The sequence below is a fragment of the Streptosporangium sp. NPDC020145 genome, assembly GCF_040631275.1.
Taxonomy (GTDB): domain Bacteria; phylum Actinomycetota; class Actinomycetes; order Streptosporangiales; family Streptosporangiaceae; genus Streptosporangium.
Genome location: NZ_JBEXZT010000006.1, coordinates 341,795 through 359,407 on the forward strand (window position 1 = coordinate 341,795; position 17,613 = coordinate 359,407).

Sequence of the window (17,613 nt, forward strand, 5' to 3'; positions counted from 1 at the left end):
CGTTCCGGTACCCAGCCCGAGTACGCGGCCCCGGCGGCCTACGCGCGTGGGAGCAGTCCCCCGACGAGGGCTTCGAGCCCCTGGCGGTAGGTGTCCTCCGCGGTGAGCGCGGTCCACCGGCCGCCGATCGACGCCAGTCTGGGCAGCGCCTCCCGGTCCAGATCGGCGAAGACCCGTTCGCGGTGGGTCGGCCGGTCCTCGGCGGCGCGCCTGCGCCCCGCCGCCCTGATGATGATCTCCCCGGCGGTGTAGTACCAGACGGACCGGTAGGCGTGAACGGCCTGTTCCGGGGTGAGACCGCAGGCCACGGCCGCCTCGACGATGTGCTCCGCGTACCAGAGCCCGGCGTCGGACATCAGGTCGTCGGCGACGAGGACCTCGACGACCCACGGGCATCCGGCGAGCGCGTCGTGCATCGCCAGCGCGGCGGTGACCAGCCGTTCCCTGGGCTCCTCCGGCAGTGCCGGGCGCGCCAGTCCCGCGGCGTAGTCGTCCAGGAGCAGCAGCAGCAACTCCTCCTTGTCCTTGACGTGGTGGTAGAGCGCCATCGGCGTGCTGCCGACCTCCGCGGCCAGCCGCCGCATCGTCAGGCTTCCCACGCCGCCCTCCTCGACGATCCTGCGGGCGGCGGCCAGGACCTCCTCCCGGGAGATCCGTGGTGGCCTGCCCACCCGCGGGCGTTGCGGAACCGACTGTGACATGGGATCCATGATGGCCCACCCGTGACGTTGACGCCCGCGTCCTGGCCGGGCTAGTTTTTATACATGTACAAAAAAGGCATCGGCCACCCCGGGCTGATACTGACGGCGGTGGCCGCCGCGCAGTTCATGGCGGCCCTCGACATCTCGATCGTCAATGTCGCGCTGCCCGCGATCCGCGCCGACCTGGGCTTCGGCGCCGCCCGGCTGCAGTGGGTCGTCCACGCCTACACGCTGGCCTTCGGCGGCCTGCTGCTGCTCGGCGGCAGGATGTCCGACCTGTACGGCAGACGCGGACTCCTCTCCGTGGGCCTCGGCCTGTTCGGCCTGTCCTCCCTGGCCGGAGGACTGGCCCAGTCGGCGGACCTGCTGGTGGCCGCCCGCGCGGTCCAGGGCCTGGCCGCCGCGGCACTGGTCCCCGCCGCACTGGCGACACTGACCACGACCTTCCCCGAAGGCCCGGGCCGTACCAGGGCGCTGGGGGTGTGGAGCGCGGTCAACGCCGCCGGCGGAGCCACGGGAGTGCTCGCCGGAGGCCTGCTGACCGACCACGTGGGATGGCGCTGGGTGATGCTGGTCAACGTGCCCGTCGTGGTGGCCGCGCTGGCGCTCACCGTGACGTCCGTCCCCGCCGACCGGCGCCGGGCCCAGGGGGAGCGTCCCGACCTGCTCGGCGCGTTTCTCGGCACCTGCGGGGTGACCCTGCTGGTCCTCGGCGTCGTCCGCGCGAGCGAGGAGGGCTGGACCTCGGCGGTCACGCTGGGCACGCTCGCGGCGGCCGTCGCGCTGCTGGCCGTGTTCGTCCTGGTCGAGGCCGCACGGTCCAGGGGCCCGAGAACCCCGATGATCCGGCTCGGCCTGCTGCGGAACCGTTCGATCGCCGGGGCCAACCTGTTCATCTTCCTGGCGGGCGCGGGCATGTTCGCCGCCTTCTACTTCGTCTCCCTCTACATGCAGGGCGTGCTGCGCATGAGCGCGACCGCGACCGGCCTGGCGTTCCTGCCCTTCACCTTCGGCACGGTGGTGGGAACCGTCATCGCCACCGGGGTCTCCGCCCGGCACGCTCCCCGCACCCTGCTGATCCCCGGTGGTGTGCTCGCCGCGATCGGCTTCGGCTGGTTCAGCCTGATCGACCCCTCGGGAAACTTCGCCGTGGACGTCCTCGGCCCCTCGCTGGTCACCAGCGTCGGCCTGGGCATGTGCTTCGCCCCGCTGGCCGCCGCGGGAACGGCGGGCGTCGCGCCACACGAGGCGGGCATGGCCTCCGGACTGCTCAACAGCTCAAGGCAGCTCGGCGGCTCCGTGGGCCTGGCCGCCCTGACCACCGTCGCGGCGGGCCGTACCGGAACGGGCACCACCCCCGCCGCCGTCACCTCGGGCTACTCCCTCGGCCTGGCCGTCTCCGGCGTCCTGCTGGCCGCCGCGGTCGCCGTCGCCGTGACGGTGCTGCCCAGGCGCGGCCGTACGGTCAGGCCCGCCCCCGAGACCCCGCCGGAGGCCCCTCTGGAGGCCCCTCTGGAGGCCCCTCTGGAGGCCCCTCTGGAGGCCCCTCTGGAGGCCCCTCTGGAGGCCCCTCTGGAGGCCCCTCTGGAGGCCACGAACCCCCTGCGGGCCACGGCTCCGCCGGAGGCCGTGGCCACAGCCGGAACCCACGAATAACCACAGAAAGGCGACCTCACCGTGAACACCACGCCCATCGACATGTTCTCCCTCGGCATCCACCTCGACGACGACGGGACGGTCCTGCCCGGACCACGGCGGATGACCGGCGACTCCGGCGGCTGGACCGTCGCCGCCTTCCACGTCGAGACCGACGAGGACGTCCACGCCGACCACTGGGAGATGCACCCGGCCGCCGACGAGGCGGTGTGCGTGCTGAGCGGCGGCGCCCGGCTCTACCTGCGGCCGCAGGACCGGGAACAGCGCGAGACGGCGGTCACGCTCACCGCGGGGACCGCCTTCGTCGTCCCGCGTGGCCGCTGGCACCGCCTGGAACTCGACGGCCCCAGCGACCTGATGTCCGTCACCCTGCGCCGTGGCACCCTCCTGGAGAAACGCCTGGGATGAACGCGACCGGGAGGCTGTACGGCCTTGTACGGACATATGGCCTCCCCCTTCTCCCGGGGACGGACCCGGCCGGATCCTCAGGACACGACCGGCCGCCTCTGGCGGGCCTCCGGGCACGCCCCGGCCGGGCGTCCCGTCCTCGTCCTCGAAAGGCTCGCCATGTCCCCGTCCGGATCGTCACGTCACACCGGCACCCGGCCCCGCGGATCCCGCGTCGGCAGGGCGCTGGCCTCCGCCGCGCTGGCGCTCGTCCCCCTGGCCGCCGTACCCGCCGCACCACAGGTCGCGCACGCCGACACCGCGGGCGCCCTGGCCGCCTGCCGGCGCAGCGAGTCGGCCGACTTCAGCATCGGCGACTTCAGGGTCTACGGCAACGGCGGCGGGGGCATCCCCCAGGGAAGCAACCCACCCAACCTCCTCCAGGACGGCGACGTCTTCCTCCTGCTGTCGTCCAGCTACTACAAGGTCAAGTTCGACAGCTGGCCCTGGGGGCCGAGCTACCCACCGGACGGCAACGGCGTCCCGGCGCCGAGCACCGGCTGGCCGTACCCGGGGTCGCTGGAGTACTCGGCGATCCTGCGGTTCAACAACGACCCCGGCGGCTGGGTGGGGCCGATCCACCAGGCGACCGCGTTCGGCGGCTGCACGGTCTGGTCGGGACCGCCCGTCCGGCTGCTGTTCGGCGTCAACGACCCCAACCCCGGGGACAACAGCGGCTACTGGTCCTTCGGGTTCTACCTCTACCGGGCCTCCACGCACTGAGACCCGGCAGACCCCTACGGGGCGACCCGGCCGTTGGTCACGAAGGCGGCGTGGGTCAGGGGCATCAGCCCCGCCCAGGCCGCCTCCATCCGCTCGGCGACCATCTCGATCTCCCGCTGCGGGAACGACGGCACCTTGGCCTGCTCACTCTTGGTGCGCAGCGACAGGAAGTGCATCAGCGAGCGGGCGTTGCACGTGGCGTACATCGAGGAGAACAGGCCGACCGGCAGCACGGCCCTGGCCACCTCGCGGGCGATCCCGGCCTCCAGCATCTCCTGGTAGGCCTCGTAGGACCGCCGGTAGGCCGACTCCATCGCCTCTGTGGCGATCTTGTGCTGCTCCTCGGTGCCCTCGACGAAGACGTACTTGCCGGGGCGCCCCTCCTGCACCAGCCTGCGCTCGGGACCGGGAACGTAGAAGTCAGGCTGGAGCTCCCGATATCTCCCGCTCTCCTCGTTGTAGGAATTGTGAACGACAACGTTGTTGGCGAGGAAGTTATGCCAGGGCCCCTCGACCGCCAGGTCATAGGTCATTTCCTCACCGTCTTCCTCAATGGAGACGATCAGGCTGGATTTGGCGACCGAAACCTTGCCTCCGCGCTTGGCGAGCGCCTGCTCGGCGTCGCTCTTCTCGCGGTGGCACGATCGGCAGGCAGGCATGAGGTTGCTCTCGTCAAGAGCCTTCAGCAGGTCGGCCGCAACGGGGACCACATGGTCGAGAACCAGGTCATCGCGTGCGAACTCTCCCGAGCAGAGGTAGCACGTATCCGACTCCTTGATGAGCTGGCTCCTCCTCATGGAGGTCCAGACTCCGATTCCTCTGCGCAGTGAGGGAGGAATCAGCGCCTCGGAGGGCTTCGGAGCGGTTCCCCCGACCATGAGAGCGTCCCCGGCCTCAAGCTCTCCTGCCTTCCGCCATCCGTCGGGGGTGAGAACCGCGTGGTCCACGGAGCATCTCAGCGTCTCCCCGCTCGCGGTGGTCAGACGGATCAGTTGCTTGACCCCGGACTCCATGACGTCGAGGATCTTCGCGCGGGAGGCCAGCAACGTCGTCTCGTCATAGCACCGGACATGGTTACGGCGAACCGACTCAAGCCTTCTCAGCCGCCTTGTGGGATTCGCCGCCCTGAAAGCCGCCACCGCTTGCTCAGCGGCTTCCCGCGCCTCGTACAGCCCCAGGTAGTGCACCTGGTTCGCGCGCTTGACCTGAGCGTTCCACTTTCCGGCCTTCCGATGCCAGGTCACGCCACCGCCCGACCGGGGCACGGCGTCCTGCACACCGTGATGCCAGAGCCGGTAGAGCTCTTCGATCGTGCGCCGCCGGATGTGTCCCTTCTCGCTTACCAGCGTGATCTCGGAGTCGCCCGCGAGGCACCATCCGACCCTGTGGCGCTGGAACTCACGGAAGACGAAGATCGGCGCCTTGACCAGGAAGGTCATGGAGTTGTGCTCGAAAGGGGTGCCGTGACGGTCGCGCATCAGGAAGTTGATCAGGCCCTTCGAGCGCTCGGGGTCCTTGTTGATCTCCTCGATGGACTGCTCCCCCGCGGTGGACACCCGGGCCGCCCAGAGCACGTCGGAGTCCGAGGCGCTGTGCTTGACCAGTTCGACGGTGACGTCGTCGAGGAAACGGGGCCTGCTGTCGTCCACGGGCGAAGACCTCCTGCGTCGGGGTTGGGGCGGCTCAACCCTACCGGCGGCCCCAGAAGACCACAGACGCGGCGCGCGTTTCCCGAACCCGGCCGCGAAGCGGCCACGGGGCGGCCACGGGGTGGCCACGGGCGAACCGGCACCGATCCGCCCGTGGCCCGACACCGGCCTCACACCGGGAGCGGCGCCTCACGGCCCTCCCGTGCGATCCGGCGTCTCCTCAGTGCGAGGTCCTGCAGAGTTCCAGCACGTTGGCGATGATCCTCGCCCCGGCGCCGCCCTCCGCGGTGAGGATCGACTCGGGGTGGAACTGTACGGCGAAGCGCCGCCTGGCCACGTCCTCGATCGCCATCACCGCGCCGTCCGGGGTGAGGGCGGTCGCGGTGAAGCCCGCGACTCCCGGCTGCTTGGCGTGCAGCGAGTGGTAACGGGCGGCGGTGAACTCCTCGGGCAGGCCGTCGAGCAGCGCGCTCTCACCGAGCCTCCTGACCCTGCCCCGCTTGCCGTGCTCGGGGTAGGACAGCAGGTCGAGGCTTCCGCCCGCCTGCTCGACCATGCCCTGCAGGCCGAGGCAGACGCCGAAGACCGGCAGGTCCCGCTCGTAGAGCGCCTCGATGAGCCCGCTCAGGCCGAAGTCGGAGGGCCAGCCGGGTCCGGGCGACAGCACCACGAGCGACGGCGCGATCTCGTCGATCATCCGCACCGGGAACCCGTGCCTGAGCGTGACGACCTCGGCGCCCTGCTGGCGGAAGTAGTCGGCCAGCGTGTTGACGAAGGAGTCCTCGTGGTCGACGAGCAGCACCTTCATGCCCTCGCCGGGCCGTACGGCGGGGGCCCGCTCCTCGACCGCCTGGTCGGCCTGTCCCGCGCTGACCGCCGCCAGGGCGCCGAGCAGTGCGCTCGCCTTGAGCTCGGTCTCCCGCTCCTCGGCCTCGGGGTCGGAGTCGAACAGCAGCGTGGCGCCGGCCCTGACGGTGGCGACCCCGCCGCGGATCTGCGCGGTGCGCAGGGTGAGGCCGGTGTTCATGGAGCCGTCGAAGCCGATGTAGCCGACCGCGCCGCCGTACCAGCGCCTGGTGGTCGCCTCGTGGTCCTCGATGAACTGCATCGCCCAGGTCTTGGGGGCGCCGGTGACGGTGACGGCCCACATGTGGGTGAGGAAGGCGTCCAGCGCGTCGAACCCGGGCCGCAGGCGTCCCTCGATGTGGTCCACGGTGTGGATGAGCCGCGAGTACATCTCGATCTGGCGCCTGCCGATGACCTGGACGGTCCCCGGCACGCAGATACGGGACTTGTCGTTGCGGTCGACGTCGGTGCACATCGTCAGCTCCGACTCCTCCTTCACGCTGGACAGGAGGGTGCGGATCGCCTCGGCGTCCTCGATCGGGGTGCTGCCGCGCGCGATGGTGCCGGAGATGGGGCAGGTCTCGACGCGGTCGCCGTTGACCCTGACGTACATCTCGGGGGAGGCGCCGACGAGGTGCTCGTCCTCACCGAGGTTGAACAGGAACTCGTACGGCGCCGGGTTGACCTTGCGCAGCGTCCGGTAGAAGGCGGCCGGGTCGGTGCAGGAGGAGTGGAAGACCTGGCCGGGCACGACCTCGAACAGGTCGCCGCGGACGAACTTCTCCTTGGCCGCGGCGACGACCTGGGCGTAGGTGCCCCGCTCCGGGTCCGCGGGCAGCTCGGTGGGGACCGGGGGCAGCGGGACGCTCTCCCCCTCGCGGGGCAGGCCCCCGGTCGAGACGCCGTCCACGGTGAACTCGTAGCGGAACTCCTTGCTGGTCTCCCGCTTACGGTCGATGACCATCACCCGGTCGGGCAGGTGCAGCACGAGGTCACGCTGGTCCTTGGCGCGGGTGAGTACCTGCCTGATCGGCTCGAACTGGAAGGCCAGGTCGTAGCCGAAGGCGCCGTAGAGCCCCAGGTGCTCGTCCTGGCCCGCGAAGGCCGCGACCACCTCGCGGATCGCGGTGAAGACGGTGGGACGGCGGCTGCGCATCTCCTCGGGGAGGATGTCCTCGGACTCGGCGACGTACACCTCGACGTGGTCGGCGGTCGGCTCACCGGTCGGCTTGCCCGCGGCGAGCAGGCAGGAGGCGACTGCGGGCAGCACGACCCGGCCGCGGGCGTTCAGGGCGCGGGCGGAGATCCTGCGTCCCCGGGCCACGATCTCAAGGCAGGGGTCGACGTAGGCGAGATGCCACCGGCTGTAGCGGCCGGGGTACTCCATGCCGGAGGACAGCACGCCGCCGCGACGCTCACCGAGCGTCGTGACGACATCCTCAAGCATCGTCTCGGGCACGTCGGAGGCGGTGACCTCGACCTCTATGCCCCCCGCGGTGGTATATCCGCTCGTCTCCACTGCTGCCTCGTCCCTCTAGGTTCTCCTGGGCCCTCAAAGAGGCGGCTGACACAGAAAAGGCCGCCTCACTCGGGGCGGCCGTCTGTGTGCTCTCGCGAATGCGAAACCCGCGCCGCCTAGAAGCGGCGCCACCACTGCTGGGTTTCGGGGTGTCGCATGCCACAAGACTAGCGGCGGAAACTGTGATCATGCAACGTGACCGCCCCCGCGGCGTGGCGGCCGGGTAGCCGTCACGCCCCTTCTTCTGTTACCAGTAGGGAGGAGGGCAGTTTCGTTACCGGCGAGTAAAAGGCCAGGTGAGGAGGCCGCATGACGATCACATGGCCGCGGTCCGCGCACCGGGTCACGATCCAGCGCGATCTGCCCGTGCCCATGGCCGACGGGGTCGTCCTGCTGGCCGACCGCTACGCGCCCGTCGGCGCCGTGCGCCCGCCGACCATCCTGGTCCGCTCGCCGTACGGCAGGCGGGGGATGTTCGGGTTCGCCTACGGCAGGGCGTTCGCCCGGCACGGGTTCCAGGTCGTGCTGCAGAGCTGCCGGGGCGGGTTCGGCTCCGGCGGGCTGCTCGACCCGCTCGGCGACGAGCACGACGACGGCCTGGCCACCCTCGCCTGGCTGCGCGCCCAGCCCTGGTACGGCGGCGACCTCGCGATGCACGGCCCCTCCTACCTCGGCTACGCCCAGTGGGCGATCGCCCCGTTCGCCGGCCCCGACCTGAAGGCCATGGCGACCTCGGTGACCGCCTCCCAGTTCCGTGACGCCGCCTACGTGGGCGGGGCGTTCGCGTTGGAGTCCACGCTGATGTGGATCACGCTGACCGCCTCGATCGACGGCCCGTTCGGCGGTGCCGCCGCCCTCCTCGCGCCGCGCAGGACCAGGCGGGCGGCGCTGTCCGGGCGGCCCCTCGGGGAGATGGACGTGCTGTCGGCGGGCCGGGACCTGCCGTTCTTCCAGGACCTGCTGACCCACCATGCCGACCCCGGGTCCTACTGGGCGGCACGTGACTTCTCCGCCTCCGTCGGCGAGGTCGGGGCCGCCGTCACCATGGTCGGCGGCTGGTACGACGTGTTCCTGCCGTGGCAGATCAAGGACTACACGGCGATGCGGGCCGCGGGCAGACGCCCCCAGCTGACGATCGGGCCGTGGTACCACGCCGACGTCCGGCACGGCAGGGCCGCCAACGCCGACGCGCTCGCCTGGTTCAGGGCGCACCTGCTCGGCGATCCCTCCGGCCTGCGCCGGCAGCCGGTCAGGCTGTACGTCACGGGCGCGGGCGAGTGGCGCGACTACCCCGACTGGCCGGTTCCCGGCATGCGGGAACGACGCTGGCACCTGCAGCCCGGCCGGGCTCTCTCCCCGGACAGCCCCTCCTCCGGCGAGCCGGACCGCTACCGCTACGACCCCGCGCACCCGACCCCCGCGCTGGGCGGCCCCGTCCTGCTGGGCAACTCCGAGCCGCGGGACAACCGGCGCCTTGAGGCCCGCCGTGACGTGCTCGTCTACACCGGGCCCGAGCTGCGCGAGGACACCGACGTGATCGGCCCGGTCCGGGCCGAGCTGTACGTCAGGACGAGTACCGAGCACGCCGACGTGGTCGTCCGCGTCTGCGACGTGCACCCCGACGGCACCTCCTACGACGTGTGCGACGGCGTGCGCCGCCTGCTTCCCGGCTCTCCCCAGCCCGACGTGGACGGCGTGCGCCGTGTCCTGGTCGACCTGTGGCCGGTCGGCCACCGCTTCCGCAGGGGTCACCGCATCCGTCTGCAGGTCGCGGGCGGCGCCTACCCCCGCATCGCCCGCAACCTCGGTACCGGAGAGCCGCTGGGTACCGGCAGCGCGATGGTCGCCTGCCTGCACGAGGTCTTCCACGACCCCGTCCGTCCCTCGGCGGTCGTGCTGCCGCTCGTGGCCGGCTGAGAGCGGGGCGGGGTTAGGGTCGGAGGGTGCGCGCGGCCAGGCTGATGTCGTTGGTGCTGTTGCTCCAGGCCCGTGGCGGGATGACCGCCGCCGAACTGTCCGAGGAGCTGGAGGTCTCCGAGCGGACCGTCCACCGGGACGTGCTGGCCCTGTCCGAGGCCGGGATCCCGGTCTACGCCGACCGGGGCAGGGGTGGCGGTTACCGCCTGCTCGACGGGTACCGCACCCGCCTCACCGGCCTCGACCGGGCGCAGGCGCAGGCCCTGTTCCTGTCCGGTGTGCCCGAGGCGCTGCGCGAGATGGGCCTGGGCGAGGTCGGAGCCGTGGCGCGCCTGAAGGCGTCGGCCGCGCTGCCCGCGGACGCGCGGGACGCCCAGGCGGACGCGGCGCAGCGCTTCCACCTGGACGCCCCCGGCTGGTTCGCCCGTGACCGGCCGCCGCCGGAGTCCCTGCTGCCGCTGGCCAGGGCCGTGTGGGGCGATCATCCGGTGACGGCCGCCTACCGGGGCGCCCGGCGGACCCTGGAACCGTACGGCCTGGTGCTCAAGGCCGGGGTCTGGTACGTCGCGGCCCGTTCGGTGATCTACCGGGTCGAGCGGCTCAGCGAGGTCGAGGTCCACGCCGATCGGTGTTTCACCCGCGATCCCGGCTTCGACCTGGCCGCCTTCTGGAACGAGCGCGCCGCCGAGTTCGCCCGTTCCCTGCTCAAGACGCGGGTGACCGTACGGCTCAGCCCCGAGGGCCTGCGCGCGCTGCCCGTCTTCGCCGACCCGGCGGCCCTCGACGACGCGCTCGCCTCCGCCGGGGAGCCCGACGAGCGGGGGTGGGTCACGCTCCACCTGCCCGTCGAGTCCCCGGAGGTCGCCTACGCGCAGATCCTCAGGTTCGGCCCGGAGGCCGAGGTCCTCGACCCGCCGTCCCTGCGCGCCCGCGTGGCCGAGGCCGCCGCCCGGCTGCACGGCCTGTACGACCGACAGGTCTAGCGGTAGCCGGTGGCGTCCGCGGGCTTGTCCTGGTCCTGGACCTCGACGATGTAGCGCCAGGCGTCCGGCCTGCTGCCGTCCACGTCGGTGAAGCCGTAGACCTGGGCCAGCTGCCCGCTGGAGAGGGACTGTCCCGACCAGCGGACCCGGTCGGGGTCGGCGGCCAGGGCGACGACCGCGCGCCCGGTGTAGGCGGGCGACTCCGAGATCACGAAGTGCGGTTCCCTGACGAGGGCGTCACGCCAGGTCTCCTCGGTGACACCGTAGTGCTCAAGCATCATCTCCGAGCGCAGCCAGCCCGGTGTGAGCGACACGGCCGCGCAGCCGTACGGCCTCAGTTCGTGGGCCTGGGAGAAGGCCAGGCGGTTGACCGAGACCTTGGCCAGGTCGTAGAAGAACGAGACGCGGTAGTTGACGGCGTTGTACTCGGCGGTTCCGTCGGTCACCTCGACGACCAGGCCGCCGGGGTTCCTGGTCAGCAACGGCAGGGCGTGGTGGCTGGTGATGACGTGGGTGTCGATCGCCAGCCTGAGCAGGCGCAGGCCGTCCTCAAGCGAGTGCTTCCAGAGCGGGGTGTCCCAGGCGGCCAGCGGGTCGCCGCCCCAGACGTCGTTGACGAGCAGGTCGAGCCTGCCCTGCTCACGGTCGATCCGCTCCACCAGCGCGCGCACCTGCTCTGACTCCAGATGGTCCACCTGTACGGCGATGCCCCGGCCGCCGGCCCGCGTCACCAGTTCGGCTGTCTCCTCGATGGTCTCGGGGCGGTTCATCTCCGAGCGGTGCTCGCGGGTCGTCCTGCCCGTGCAGTAGACCGTGGCTCCGGCCTCGCCGAGCGCCGTCGCGATGGCCCTGCCCGTCCCCCTGGTCGCCCCGGCGACCAGGGCGACCTTCTCTCGCAGTGTCGTGTGCATGCCACTGACCCTGCCCAAGAAACAGGACACCTTATGTCATGTTTTCGCGCCGTGTCCGGCGGCGGCCGGAGTCCGGTCAGCCGACGGCGTCGACGAAGCGCCGCGCGTCGGGCTCGGTCATACCGGTCTCTCCTCTGACGAGCAGGACGGCCTGTTCGGCTCGGCCGGAGGTCTTGAGGTCGTGGACCCGGGAGGCCAGATCGGCGCCGCCGCGACGCGGAGTCGCGGAAGGGGGTTGCGCGGGGTGCGGCAGAAACGTCGCGGGCCTGGAGGAGCGCCGTACGAGAAGGACGAGGGCGGCGATGATCCCGCCGAAGAACAGGATGAGGATCAGACCGATGATGACCAGTTCCGTAGGCCCTAAATTCGGCATGGCACCAGCCTATTGCGAATTCGCCGGACGCGGCCGACCGCCATACCTCCACTAATCCTGTCAAGGAAGCTGATACTCCGGTCGATAGGGCGAATTCTCCACAATTGCCCCGGTCACCGGGGTATCGACCTACCGCTCGCCGCGCAAAGCACCCCGTTCGGCGCTCCGTGACCGCAATGAAACAACCACGTAATTACGCTTCCGGTCAGCCGAAGGAGTCAACCCCCCATTCGGTTGTCCGTTCTCCAGCCCCGAGGAGACCGTATTGGCCACTCCGGACAAGGACAGAGGCGATCGCAGCCCGTGGAACCGGCTGCTGATCATTCCGATCGTCGTGCCTTTGCTGCCCTTTCTCTACAACGCCCTCGACCCCCGGTTTCTGGGTTTCCCACGGTTCTACTGGTTGCAGCTCGCCTTCGTCGCCCTCGGCGTCGCCTGCACCGCGACCGTCTACCAGATGACCAAACGGAGGCGGTGACCCGTGAACGCCCACCTCACCGAGATCATCGTCTTCACCGTGCTGTTCCTGGCCGTCAGCGTCATGGGGTTCGTCGCCTCACGCTGGCGCCGCCCGGACGACCTCGCCAGCCTGGACGAGTGGGGACTCGGCGGCCGGAGCTTCGGCTCGTGGGTCACCTGGTTCCTCATCGGCGGCGACCTCTACACCGCCTACACCTTCGTGGCCGTGCCCGCCCTGCTGTGGGGGGCGGGCGCCACGGGCTTCTTCGCGATGCCGTACACGGTCATCACCTACCCGATCGTGTTCCTGGTGCTGATCAGACTCTGGTCGGTCTCGCACGTACACGGGTTCGTGACGCCCGCCGACTTCGTCAGGGCCCGTTTCGGCTCCCCGACGCTGGCGCTGCTCATCGCGATCACCGGCATCGTGGCGACCATGCCCTACATCGCGCTCCAGCTCGTCGGCATCGAGGCCGTACTGAAGTCGATGGGCGTCACCGGACACCTTCCGATCATCATCGCCTTCGCCATCCTCGCCGCCTACACCTACCAGTCGGGGCTGCGCGCCCCGGCCCTGATCGCCTTCGTCAAGGACTCGCTGATCTACATCGTGATCCTGGCAGCCCTCGTCGTGATCCCGCTGAAGCTCGGGGGCTGGGACGCGATCTTCGACGCGGCCGAGGCCAAGTTCGCCGCCACGCCCGCGCCGGGTGACGGCATCCTGCTCAACGGCGGCAACCAGCTGCAGTACATCACGCTGGCTCTGGGCTCGGCACTGGCGCTGTTCCTCTACCCGCACAGCGTCACCGGCGTGCTCGCGTCGAAGAACCGCGACGTGATCAAGCGCAACATGTCCGCGCTGCCCGCCTACAGCCTGTTGCTCGGCGTGATCGCGCTGCTCGGCTACATGGCGATCGCGGCCGGGGTGAAGCCGATCGTGACGGCGGGCAGGCCCGACAGCAACACGATCGTCCCGCAGCTGTTCGACCAGATGTTCCCCGACTGGTTCACCGGCGTCGCCTACGCGGCGGTCGGCATCGGCGCGCTGGTCCCGGCGGCCATCATGTCGATCGCCGCGGCGAACCTGTTCACCCGCAACATCTACCGGGAGTTCCTGAAGCCCGCCGCGACCGACGCGGACGAGGCCAGAGTCTCGAAGATCGTGTCCCTGCTCGTCAAGGTCGGCGCGGTGCTGTTCATCCTGTTCATGGACACCGGCTTCTCCATCGACCTCCAGCTCGTCGGCGGCGTCATCATCCTGCAGACACTGCCCGCGGTGGGGCTCGGCCTCTACACCCGCTGGTTCCACCGGGGCGGCCTGGTCGCCGGGTGGGCCGCGGGCATGACCTGTGGGGTGCTCATGCTCTACAGCATCGGCAACCCGGTGACCGGCAAGGCGCACTTCGCCGGGTCCGCGTTCCCGCTGAGCAACCTGGGCCTGGACACCAGGATGACGGTCTACGCGGGCCTGCTCGCCCTGGCCGTCAACCTGCTCGTCGCCGCGATCGGCACCCTCGCCGCCCGTGCGGCCAGGCTCGCCGACGGCGGGGACCTCACCAGCCCCGCCCACTACACAGCGGACGAGGGCGACCCCCGGGTCAAGGATCTCGACCTCGTGGGCTGACATCCGAATACGGCTTTCGTCGGGTCCGTCCCCGATGGGCCGGACGGACCCGGCGGGACCCTCTGCAATAACCCTAATTTCCTACCGTATTAGTTGACAATTATCGGCGAGGAAGCCTACCGTGAGGGCATGACCTCCCCGCTGTACCTCACGACACGAGGTCACGTGGACCTCTGCCGCGTGGCCAGCGCGCTGTGTCCTTCCACCCGGTCTTGAGAAGGTTCCATTGGCTCGTTGGAAGGAAGACACGATGTCGTCACTCGTCATCACCCCCGTCGCCGGGCGCATCGGCGCCGAGATAGTCGGCGTCCGGCTCGGTGGTGAACTGCCCGCCGAAGTCGTCAAGGAGATCCGTGCGGCCCTGCTCCGCCACAAGGTGATCTTCTTCCGTGGTCAGAAACACCTCGACGAACCCGGCCAGGTGGCCTTCGCCCGCCTGCTCGGCCCGCTGACCACCGCCCACCCGACCGTCCCCGCCCTCAACGACGACTTCCCCATCCTCGACCTGGACTACAGCAGCGGGCAGAAGGTCGACCGGTGGCACACCGACGTCACGTTCGTCGACCGTCCGCCACTGGCCTCGGTGCTCCGGGCCGTCGTCGTCCCTCCCTCAGGAGGCGACACCCTGTGGTCCAACACGGTGGCCGCCTACGAGAACCTCCCCTCGGAGCTGGCGAGGCTGATCGACGGGCTGCGCGCCGTACACACCAACCAGTTCGACTACGCGCGGGTCAACGCCTCCGACGACCCGGACAAGGCCCGCAGGCACGCCGAGGTCTTCTCCTCCATCTCCTTCGAGACCGAACACCCCGTCGTCCGCGTCCACCCGGAGACGGGAGAACGCTCGATCCTGCTCGGTGACTTCGCCAGACGGATCATCGGCCTGCCCAACGACGTGTCGGCCTCACTGATCCGCCTGATCCAGGAGCAGGTCACACTGGTCGAGAACACCGTCCGCTGGCGCTGGTCCCCCGGCGACGTCGCCATCTGGGACAACCGGGCGACCCAGCACCGGGTCGTGCACGACTTCGGGGCACAACCGCGCCGCCTGCACCGGGTCACCGTCGCCGGCGACGTCCCCGTGGGCGTCGACGGCCGCCCGAGCGAGGTGCTGTCCGGCGACGCCTCGATCTACTCGCCCATCGCCTCCGTCACGCCCGTCGCCGCCTGACGGGGGCCGTCTGACAGGGGCACGGTCCCCTCGGGTACGGCGCGCCGAAGAACTTCGCCGCCTCCCCTCCGAAGCAAGCCCGCCCGGCTCCTCCTCCACCGGGCGGGCTTATTCGTGCCGCGAAAAGGGGTGGCTCTCGTCGCCCAGGCGTTCCACGCGCAAGCCCCCTCCTCCTCCAACGCTCTGCGCGGGGCCGGTGCCGACGCCCGGCACCTGTGAGGTGGCAGCCATCGGTAGGCCGGTGTCCGACGGATGTCCCGCCATCGCCCAGGGTCCGGGTGACGAGCCCGCCACAGCCGTACGCCGTGTTCGCGCTGGTCGCCTAGCACCGCCTATAATTTAGACCAGCATCGAATTAAGGAATCGCCCATGGCCGTCACCGCCCCCGCCTCCACCGGCGCGCAGTGCTGTGCGCCGATCGCCCGCGAGCCCCTCAGCGAAGCCGACGCCACCGAACTGGCCACGCTGCTCAAGGCCGTGGCCGACCCGGTGCGGCTGCGGCTGCTGTCGATGATCGGCTCCCACGCGGGCGGCGAGGCGTGCGTGTGCGATCTGACCGGCGTCTTCGACCTGACCGCCCCCACCATCTCCCACCACCTGAAGGTGTTGCGCACCGCCGGGCTGATCGACGGCGAACGCCGCGGAACCTGGGTCTACTACCGGATCATCCCCGAGGCGGTGAACAAGCTGGGCGCGCTGTTCACCCCGCTCGCCACCCCCGCCGCAGCACAGAACGGCCCGGTGGACGTGGAACTGCTCACCGTATGACCCGACGCGGCTCGTCTGACGGATGTCGTGGTCGTCGGCGCCGTACAGCCGGGCTCGCGGCGGGCTACCACCTGCGACGAGCGGGCGCCGACTTCGTCATCTCCTGGACGCCCACCACCCCGGGGGCATTCTGGCCTTATTGCCCGGTGACGGCGCTGCGCCGTTCCAGCAGGACCACGTCCCGCCAGAGGCCGCGGTGGCAGCCGACGCGTTCGCGGGTGCCGACCACGCGGAAACCGAGCTTGCCGTGCAGGGCGAGGCTGGCGGTGTTGCCGGGGAAGACCCCGGCCTGGATCGTCCAGATCCCGGCGTCCTCGCTGGCGGCGATGAACTCCTCCAGCAGTGCCCGGCCGATGCCGTGCGCCTGGCAACCCGGGTGGACGTAGACGCTGTGCTCGACCACCCCGGCGTACACCGGCCGGGCCGAGACCGGCGAGGCGGCCACCCAGCCGACGACCTGGCCGGTCGCGGTGTCGACGGCCACGTACCGCGGGTGCGCCAGCTTGCCCGCGGTGAACCCCTCCCAGGAGGGCGCCGTCGTCTCGAAGCCGGCCTGTCCCGTATCCAGGCCCGCCTGGTAGATGGCCAGCACCTGCTCGGCGTCGCTCTGGAGCATCGGCCGGATCCCCAGGCCCGGCCCGGCGGGCTTGGCTGCCTGGACGATCTCCTCGTGCGTCATCATGGGCTCCCTTCACTCACAAACCGGTACGGCCGGAACGGGGTTGCCCATCACCACGTCAGCGGCGGTGGGGAAACAGCTCACGCATGCCTCGTTGATCCGATACAGGCTGGTGGTGCCCTGCCGTTCGACCAGCACGAACCGCACCTCGGCCAGAACCTTCAGGTGGTGCGAGACGGTCGACTGCCCCACCCCGGATACGGTCACGATCTCGCCCACACTCATCGGCGTGCGCCGCCGGGCCAGCAACGACACGATCTGGATGCGGGTGGCGTCCGCGAGGGCCTTGAACCAGCTCGCGTACTGTTCGGCCTCCGCACGGGGCAGTGACTTCTTCTCGTCATTCATCGTCCATCGACGATAGACGATGAATGACGGATGGGCCACCATGGCCGTCAACCGGCCTCTGCCGCGAAGTGTCGCCGGCGTTCAGAGCCGTGTGAACATGGAACGCATCTGAACGAGCTCGGCTTTCTGGCGGGTGATGATCGAGGCGGCCAGTGCCGTGGCGCGTGGAGAAAGGCCGTCTCGCCGCTCGGCCGCGGCCAGGCCGATCGCGTCAGTATGGTGCCAGACCATCATGTCCAGAAATATCCGGTCAAAGTCGGTCCCGGACGCCTCATCCAGGGTTTCCAGGTCAGTCCAGCCCATCATGTGCGGGCCCCGGTGCATACCGGGTCCCATGTCCTCCGGCCCTCGGTTGCACGGACCCCGCTCGTCGTCCCCTCCGCCGGGTGGTCCCGTCATGCACGGACCCAGGCCGGGAGCCGGTTCTCCCCAGCTCCTCAGCCAGGCGGTCAGCTGGGCGATCTCGGCTTCCTCGGCCCGTCCGATCCGCTCGGCCAATGCCCTGACCCGGGGGTTCGAGGTGTGTGTCCCGGCCATCCCGGTCATGATCAATGTCTGCCGGTGGTGAAGGATCGTCTCCTGGGCGAAGCGTACGTCCTGAGCGTTGTGCTCCTCGGCCAGGACGCCGGTGGACGAGACGGCCGGAGCGCCGATCCACGGCCCGACGAGCGCGACATGAAGGTCGCCGGGGCCACCGCAGGCCATCAGAACGGCGCTGACGCCCAGAGCCGCGAGACCTACGCGGCGGGCGGGAAAACTCGGTGCAGCCATGGCGTCCCCCCTGACGGGGTTCTCACATCCGGCGCGCGGCCGGACGGCACGGATTCTTGGTGGCGGGC

General features: G+C 70.4%; 18 protein-coding genes. 10 read left to right on the forward strand and 8 right to left on the reverse strand.

The annotated features are described in order from the left end of the window. Positions 1–38: 38 nt before the first annotated feature. On the reverse strand, positions 39–701 hold the full coding sequence (locus ABZ463_RS14970; protein ID WP_352011761.1) for a TetR/AcrR family transcriptional regulator: 663 nt from the start codon (positions 699–701) through the stop codon (positions 39–41). A gap of 63 nt (positions 702–764) precedes the next feature. Here ABZ463_RS14970 and ABZ463_RS14975 point away from each other — a divergent pair, with 63 nt between their 5' ends. The 3 genes from ABZ463_RS14975 to ABZ463_RS14985 are packed head-to-tail and all read left to right on the forward strand — an operon-like array spanning position 765 to position 3,527. Continuing rightward, entirely contained in the window at positions 765–2,357 is a 1,593-nt protein-coding gene (locus ABZ463_RS14975; RefSeq protein ID WP_362776353.1) for an MFS transporter, read from the forward strand. Positions 2,358–2,378: 21 nt separating this feature from the next. After that, entirely contained in the window at positions 2,379–2,765 is a 387-nt protein-coding gene (locus ABZ463_RS14980) for a cupin domain-containing protein (protein WP_352011759.1), read from the forward strand. A 36-nt stretch (positions 2,766–2,801) separates the two neighbouring features. Continuing rightward, positions 2,802–3,527, forward strand: coding sequence for a hypothetical protein (locus tag ABZ463_RS14985; RefSeq protein WP_362776356.1), 726 nt, complete (start codon positions 2,802–2,804; stop codon positions 3,525–3,527). Positions 3,528–3,541: 14 nt separating this feature from the next. Here the strand turns inward: ABZ463_RS14985 and thyX are convergent, their stop codons facing one another. Together thyX and ABZ463_RS14995 are read right to left on the reverse strand one after the other, a co-directional pair. Then, positions 3,542–5,176 carry an FAD-dependent thymidylate synthase gene (thyX, locus tag ABZ463_RS14990; protein ID WP_362776358.1) on the reverse strand — a complete coding sequence of 545 codons (1,635 nt, stop codon included), beginning with the start codon at positions 5,174–5,176 and terminating at the stop codon, positions 3,542–3,544. 220 nt (positions 5,177–5,396) lie between these two features. Beyond that, positions 5,397–7,541 (reverse strand): anthranilate synthase component I, encoded by a 2,145-nt coding sequence (locus ABZ463_RS14995; protein WP_362776360.1) that lies wholly within the window; start codon positions 7,539–7,541, stop codon positions 5,397–5,399. Positions 7,542–7,850: 309 nt separating this feature from the next. Between ABZ463_RS14995 and ABZ463_RS15000 the strand changes: the two genes are divergently transcribed. Then, entirely contained in the window at positions 7,851–9,458 is a 1,608-nt protein-coding gene (locus ABZ463_RS15000) for a CocE/NonD family hydrolase (RefSeq protein WP_362776362.1), read from the forward strand. A 26-nt stretch (positions 9,459–9,484) separates the two neighbouring features. Next, positions 9,485–10,441, forward strand: coding sequence for a transcriptional regulator (locus tag ABZ463_RS15005; protein ID WP_352011754.1), 957 nt, complete (start codon positions 9,485–9,487; stop codon positions 10,439–10,441). Here ABZ463_RS15005 and ABZ463_RS15010 read toward each other — a convergent pair. Further along, complete coding sequence (locus ABZ463_RS15010) at positions 10,438–11,352, reverse strand: SDR family oxidoreductase (RefSeq protein ID WP_352011753.1); 915 nt, start codon at positions 11,350–11,352, stop codon at positions 10,438–10,440. The genes ABZ463_RS15005 and ABZ463_RS15010 overlap by 4 nt on opposite strands. A gap of 76 nt (positions 11,353–11,428) precedes the next feature. Beyond that, positions 11,429–11,725 carry a hypothetical protein gene (locus ABZ463_RS15015; protein WP_352011752.1) on the reverse strand — a complete coding sequence of 99 codons (297 nt, stop codon included), beginning with the start codon at positions 11,723–11,725 and terminating at the stop codon, positions 11,429–11,431. Positions 11,726–11,990: 265 nt separating this feature from the next. On the opposite strand from ABZ463_RS15015, the gene ABZ463_RS15020 reads away from it, so the two are divergent. The 5 genes from ABZ463_RS15020 to ABZ463_RS15040 all read left to right on the forward strand — a co-directional run bounded on the left by ABZ463_RS15020 (position 11,991) and on the right by ABZ463_RS15040 (position 15,747). Further along, positions 11,991–12,203 (forward strand): DUF3311 domain-containing protein, encoded by a 213-nt coding sequence (locus ABZ463_RS15020; protein WP_352011751.1) that lies wholly within the window; start codon positions 11,991–11,993, stop codon positions 12,201–12,203. A gap of 3 nt (positions 12,204–12,206) precedes the next feature. Then, positions 12,207–13,808 carry a monocarboxylate uptake permease MctP gene (mctP, locus tag ABZ463_RS15025; protein WP_352011750.1) on the forward strand — a complete coding sequence of 534 codons (1,602 nt, stop codon included), beginning with the start codon at positions 12,207–12,209 and terminating at the stop codon, positions 13,806–13,808. 129 nt (positions 13,809–13,937) lie between these two features. Continuing rightward, positions 13,938–14,024 carry a putative leader peptide gene (locus tag ABZ463_RS15030; protein WP_352012079.1) on the forward strand — a complete coding sequence of 29 codons (87 nt, stop codon included), beginning with the start codon at positions 13,938–13,940 and terminating at the stop codon, positions 14,022–14,024. 34 nt (positions 14,025–14,058) lie between these two features. Continuing rightward, positions 14,059–14,979 (forward strand): TauD/TfdA family dioxygenase, encoded by a 921-nt coding sequence (locus tag ABZ463_RS15035; RefSeq protein ID WP_352011749.1) that lies wholly within the window; start codon positions 14,059–14,061, stop codon positions 14,977–14,979. A 369-nt stretch (positions 14,980–15,348) separates the two neighbouring features. Continuing rightward, complete coding sequence (locus ABZ463_RS15040; RefSeq protein ID WP_352011748.1) at positions 15,349–15,747, forward strand: metalloregulator ArsR/SmtB family transcription factor; 399 nt, start codon at positions 15,349–15,351, stop codon at positions 15,745–15,747. Between the two features lie 136 nt (positions 15,748–15,883). On the opposite strand, the gene ABZ463_RS15045 is transcribed toward ABZ463_RS15040, so the two are convergent. The 3 genes from ABZ463_RS15045 to ABZ463_RS15055 all read right to left on the reverse strand — a co-directional run bounded on the left by ABZ463_RS15045 (position 15,884) and on the right by ABZ463_RS15055 (position 17,545). Then, positions 15,884–16,426: an N-acetyltransferase family protein gene (locus tag ABZ463_RS15045; protein WP_362776367.1), complete on the reverse strand. Its 543-nt coding sequence runs from the start codon at positions 16,424–16,426 to the stop codon at positions 15,884–15,886. 12 nt (positions 16,427–16,438) lie between these two features. Further along, complete coding sequence (locus ABZ463_RS15050) at positions 16,439–16,774, reverse strand: metalloregulator ArsR/SmtB family transcription factor (protein WP_362776369.1); 336 nt, start codon at positions 16,772–16,774, stop codon at positions 16,439–16,441. Between the two features lie 81 nt (positions 16,775–16,855). After that, positions 16,856–17,545 (reverse strand): DUF305 domain-containing protein, encoded by a 690-nt coding sequence (locus tag ABZ463_RS15055; protein WP_352011746.1) that lies wholly within the window; start codon positions 17,543–17,545, stop codon positions 16,856–16,858. Between the last annotated feature and the right edge of the window lie 68 nt (positions 17,546–17,613).

Coding starts and splice junctions, on each gene's coding strand:
- ABZ463_RS14970 (WP_352011761.1), bottom strand. CDS start 701: ATGTCACAGTCGGTTCCGCAACGCCCGCGGGTGGGCAGGCCACCACGG.
- ABZ463_RS14975 (WP_362776353.1), top strand. CDS start 765: ATGTACAAAAAAGGCATCGGCCACCCCGGGCTGATACTGACGGCGGTG.
- ABZ463_RS14985 (WP_362776356.1), top strand. CDS start 2,802: ATGGCCTCCCCCTTCTCCCGGGGACGGACCCGGCCGGATCCTCAGGAC.
- ABZ463_RS15000 (WP_362776362.1), top strand. CDS start 7,851: ATGACGATCACATGGCCGCGGTCCGCGCACCGGGTCACGATCCAGCGC.
- ABZ463_RS15010 (WP_352011753.1), bottom strand. CDS start 11,352: ATGCACACGACACTGCGAGAGAAGGTCGCCCTGGTCGCCGGGGCGACC.
- ABZ463_RS15015 (WP_352011752.1), bottom strand. CDS start 11,725: ATGCCGAATTTAGGGCCTACGGAACTGGTCATCATCGGTCTGATCCTC.
- ABZ463_RS15030 (WP_352012079.1), top strand. CDS start 13,938: ATGACCTCCCCGCTGTACCTCACGACACGAGGTCACGTGGACCTCTGC.
- ABZ463_RS15035 (WP_352011749.1), top strand. CDS start 14,059: ATGTCGTCACTCGTCATCACCCCCGTCGCCGGGCGCATCGGCGCCGAG.
- ABZ463_RS15040 (WP_352011748.1), top strand. CDS start 15,349: ATGGCCGTCACCGCCCCCGCCTCCACCGGCGCGCAGTGCTGTGCGCCG.
- ABZ463_RS15045 (WP_362776367.1), bottom strand. CDS start 16,426: ATGACGCACGAGGAGATCGTCCAGGCAGCCAAGCCCGCCGGGCCGGGC.
- ABZ463_RS15050 (WP_362776369.1), bottom strand. CDS start 16,774: ATGAATGACGAGAAGAAGTCACTGCCCCGTGCGGAGGCCGAACAGTAC.
- ABZ463_RS15055 (WP_352011746.1), bottom strand. CDS start 17,545: ATGGCTGCACCGAGTTTTCCCGCCCGCCGCGTAGGTCTCGCGGCTCTG.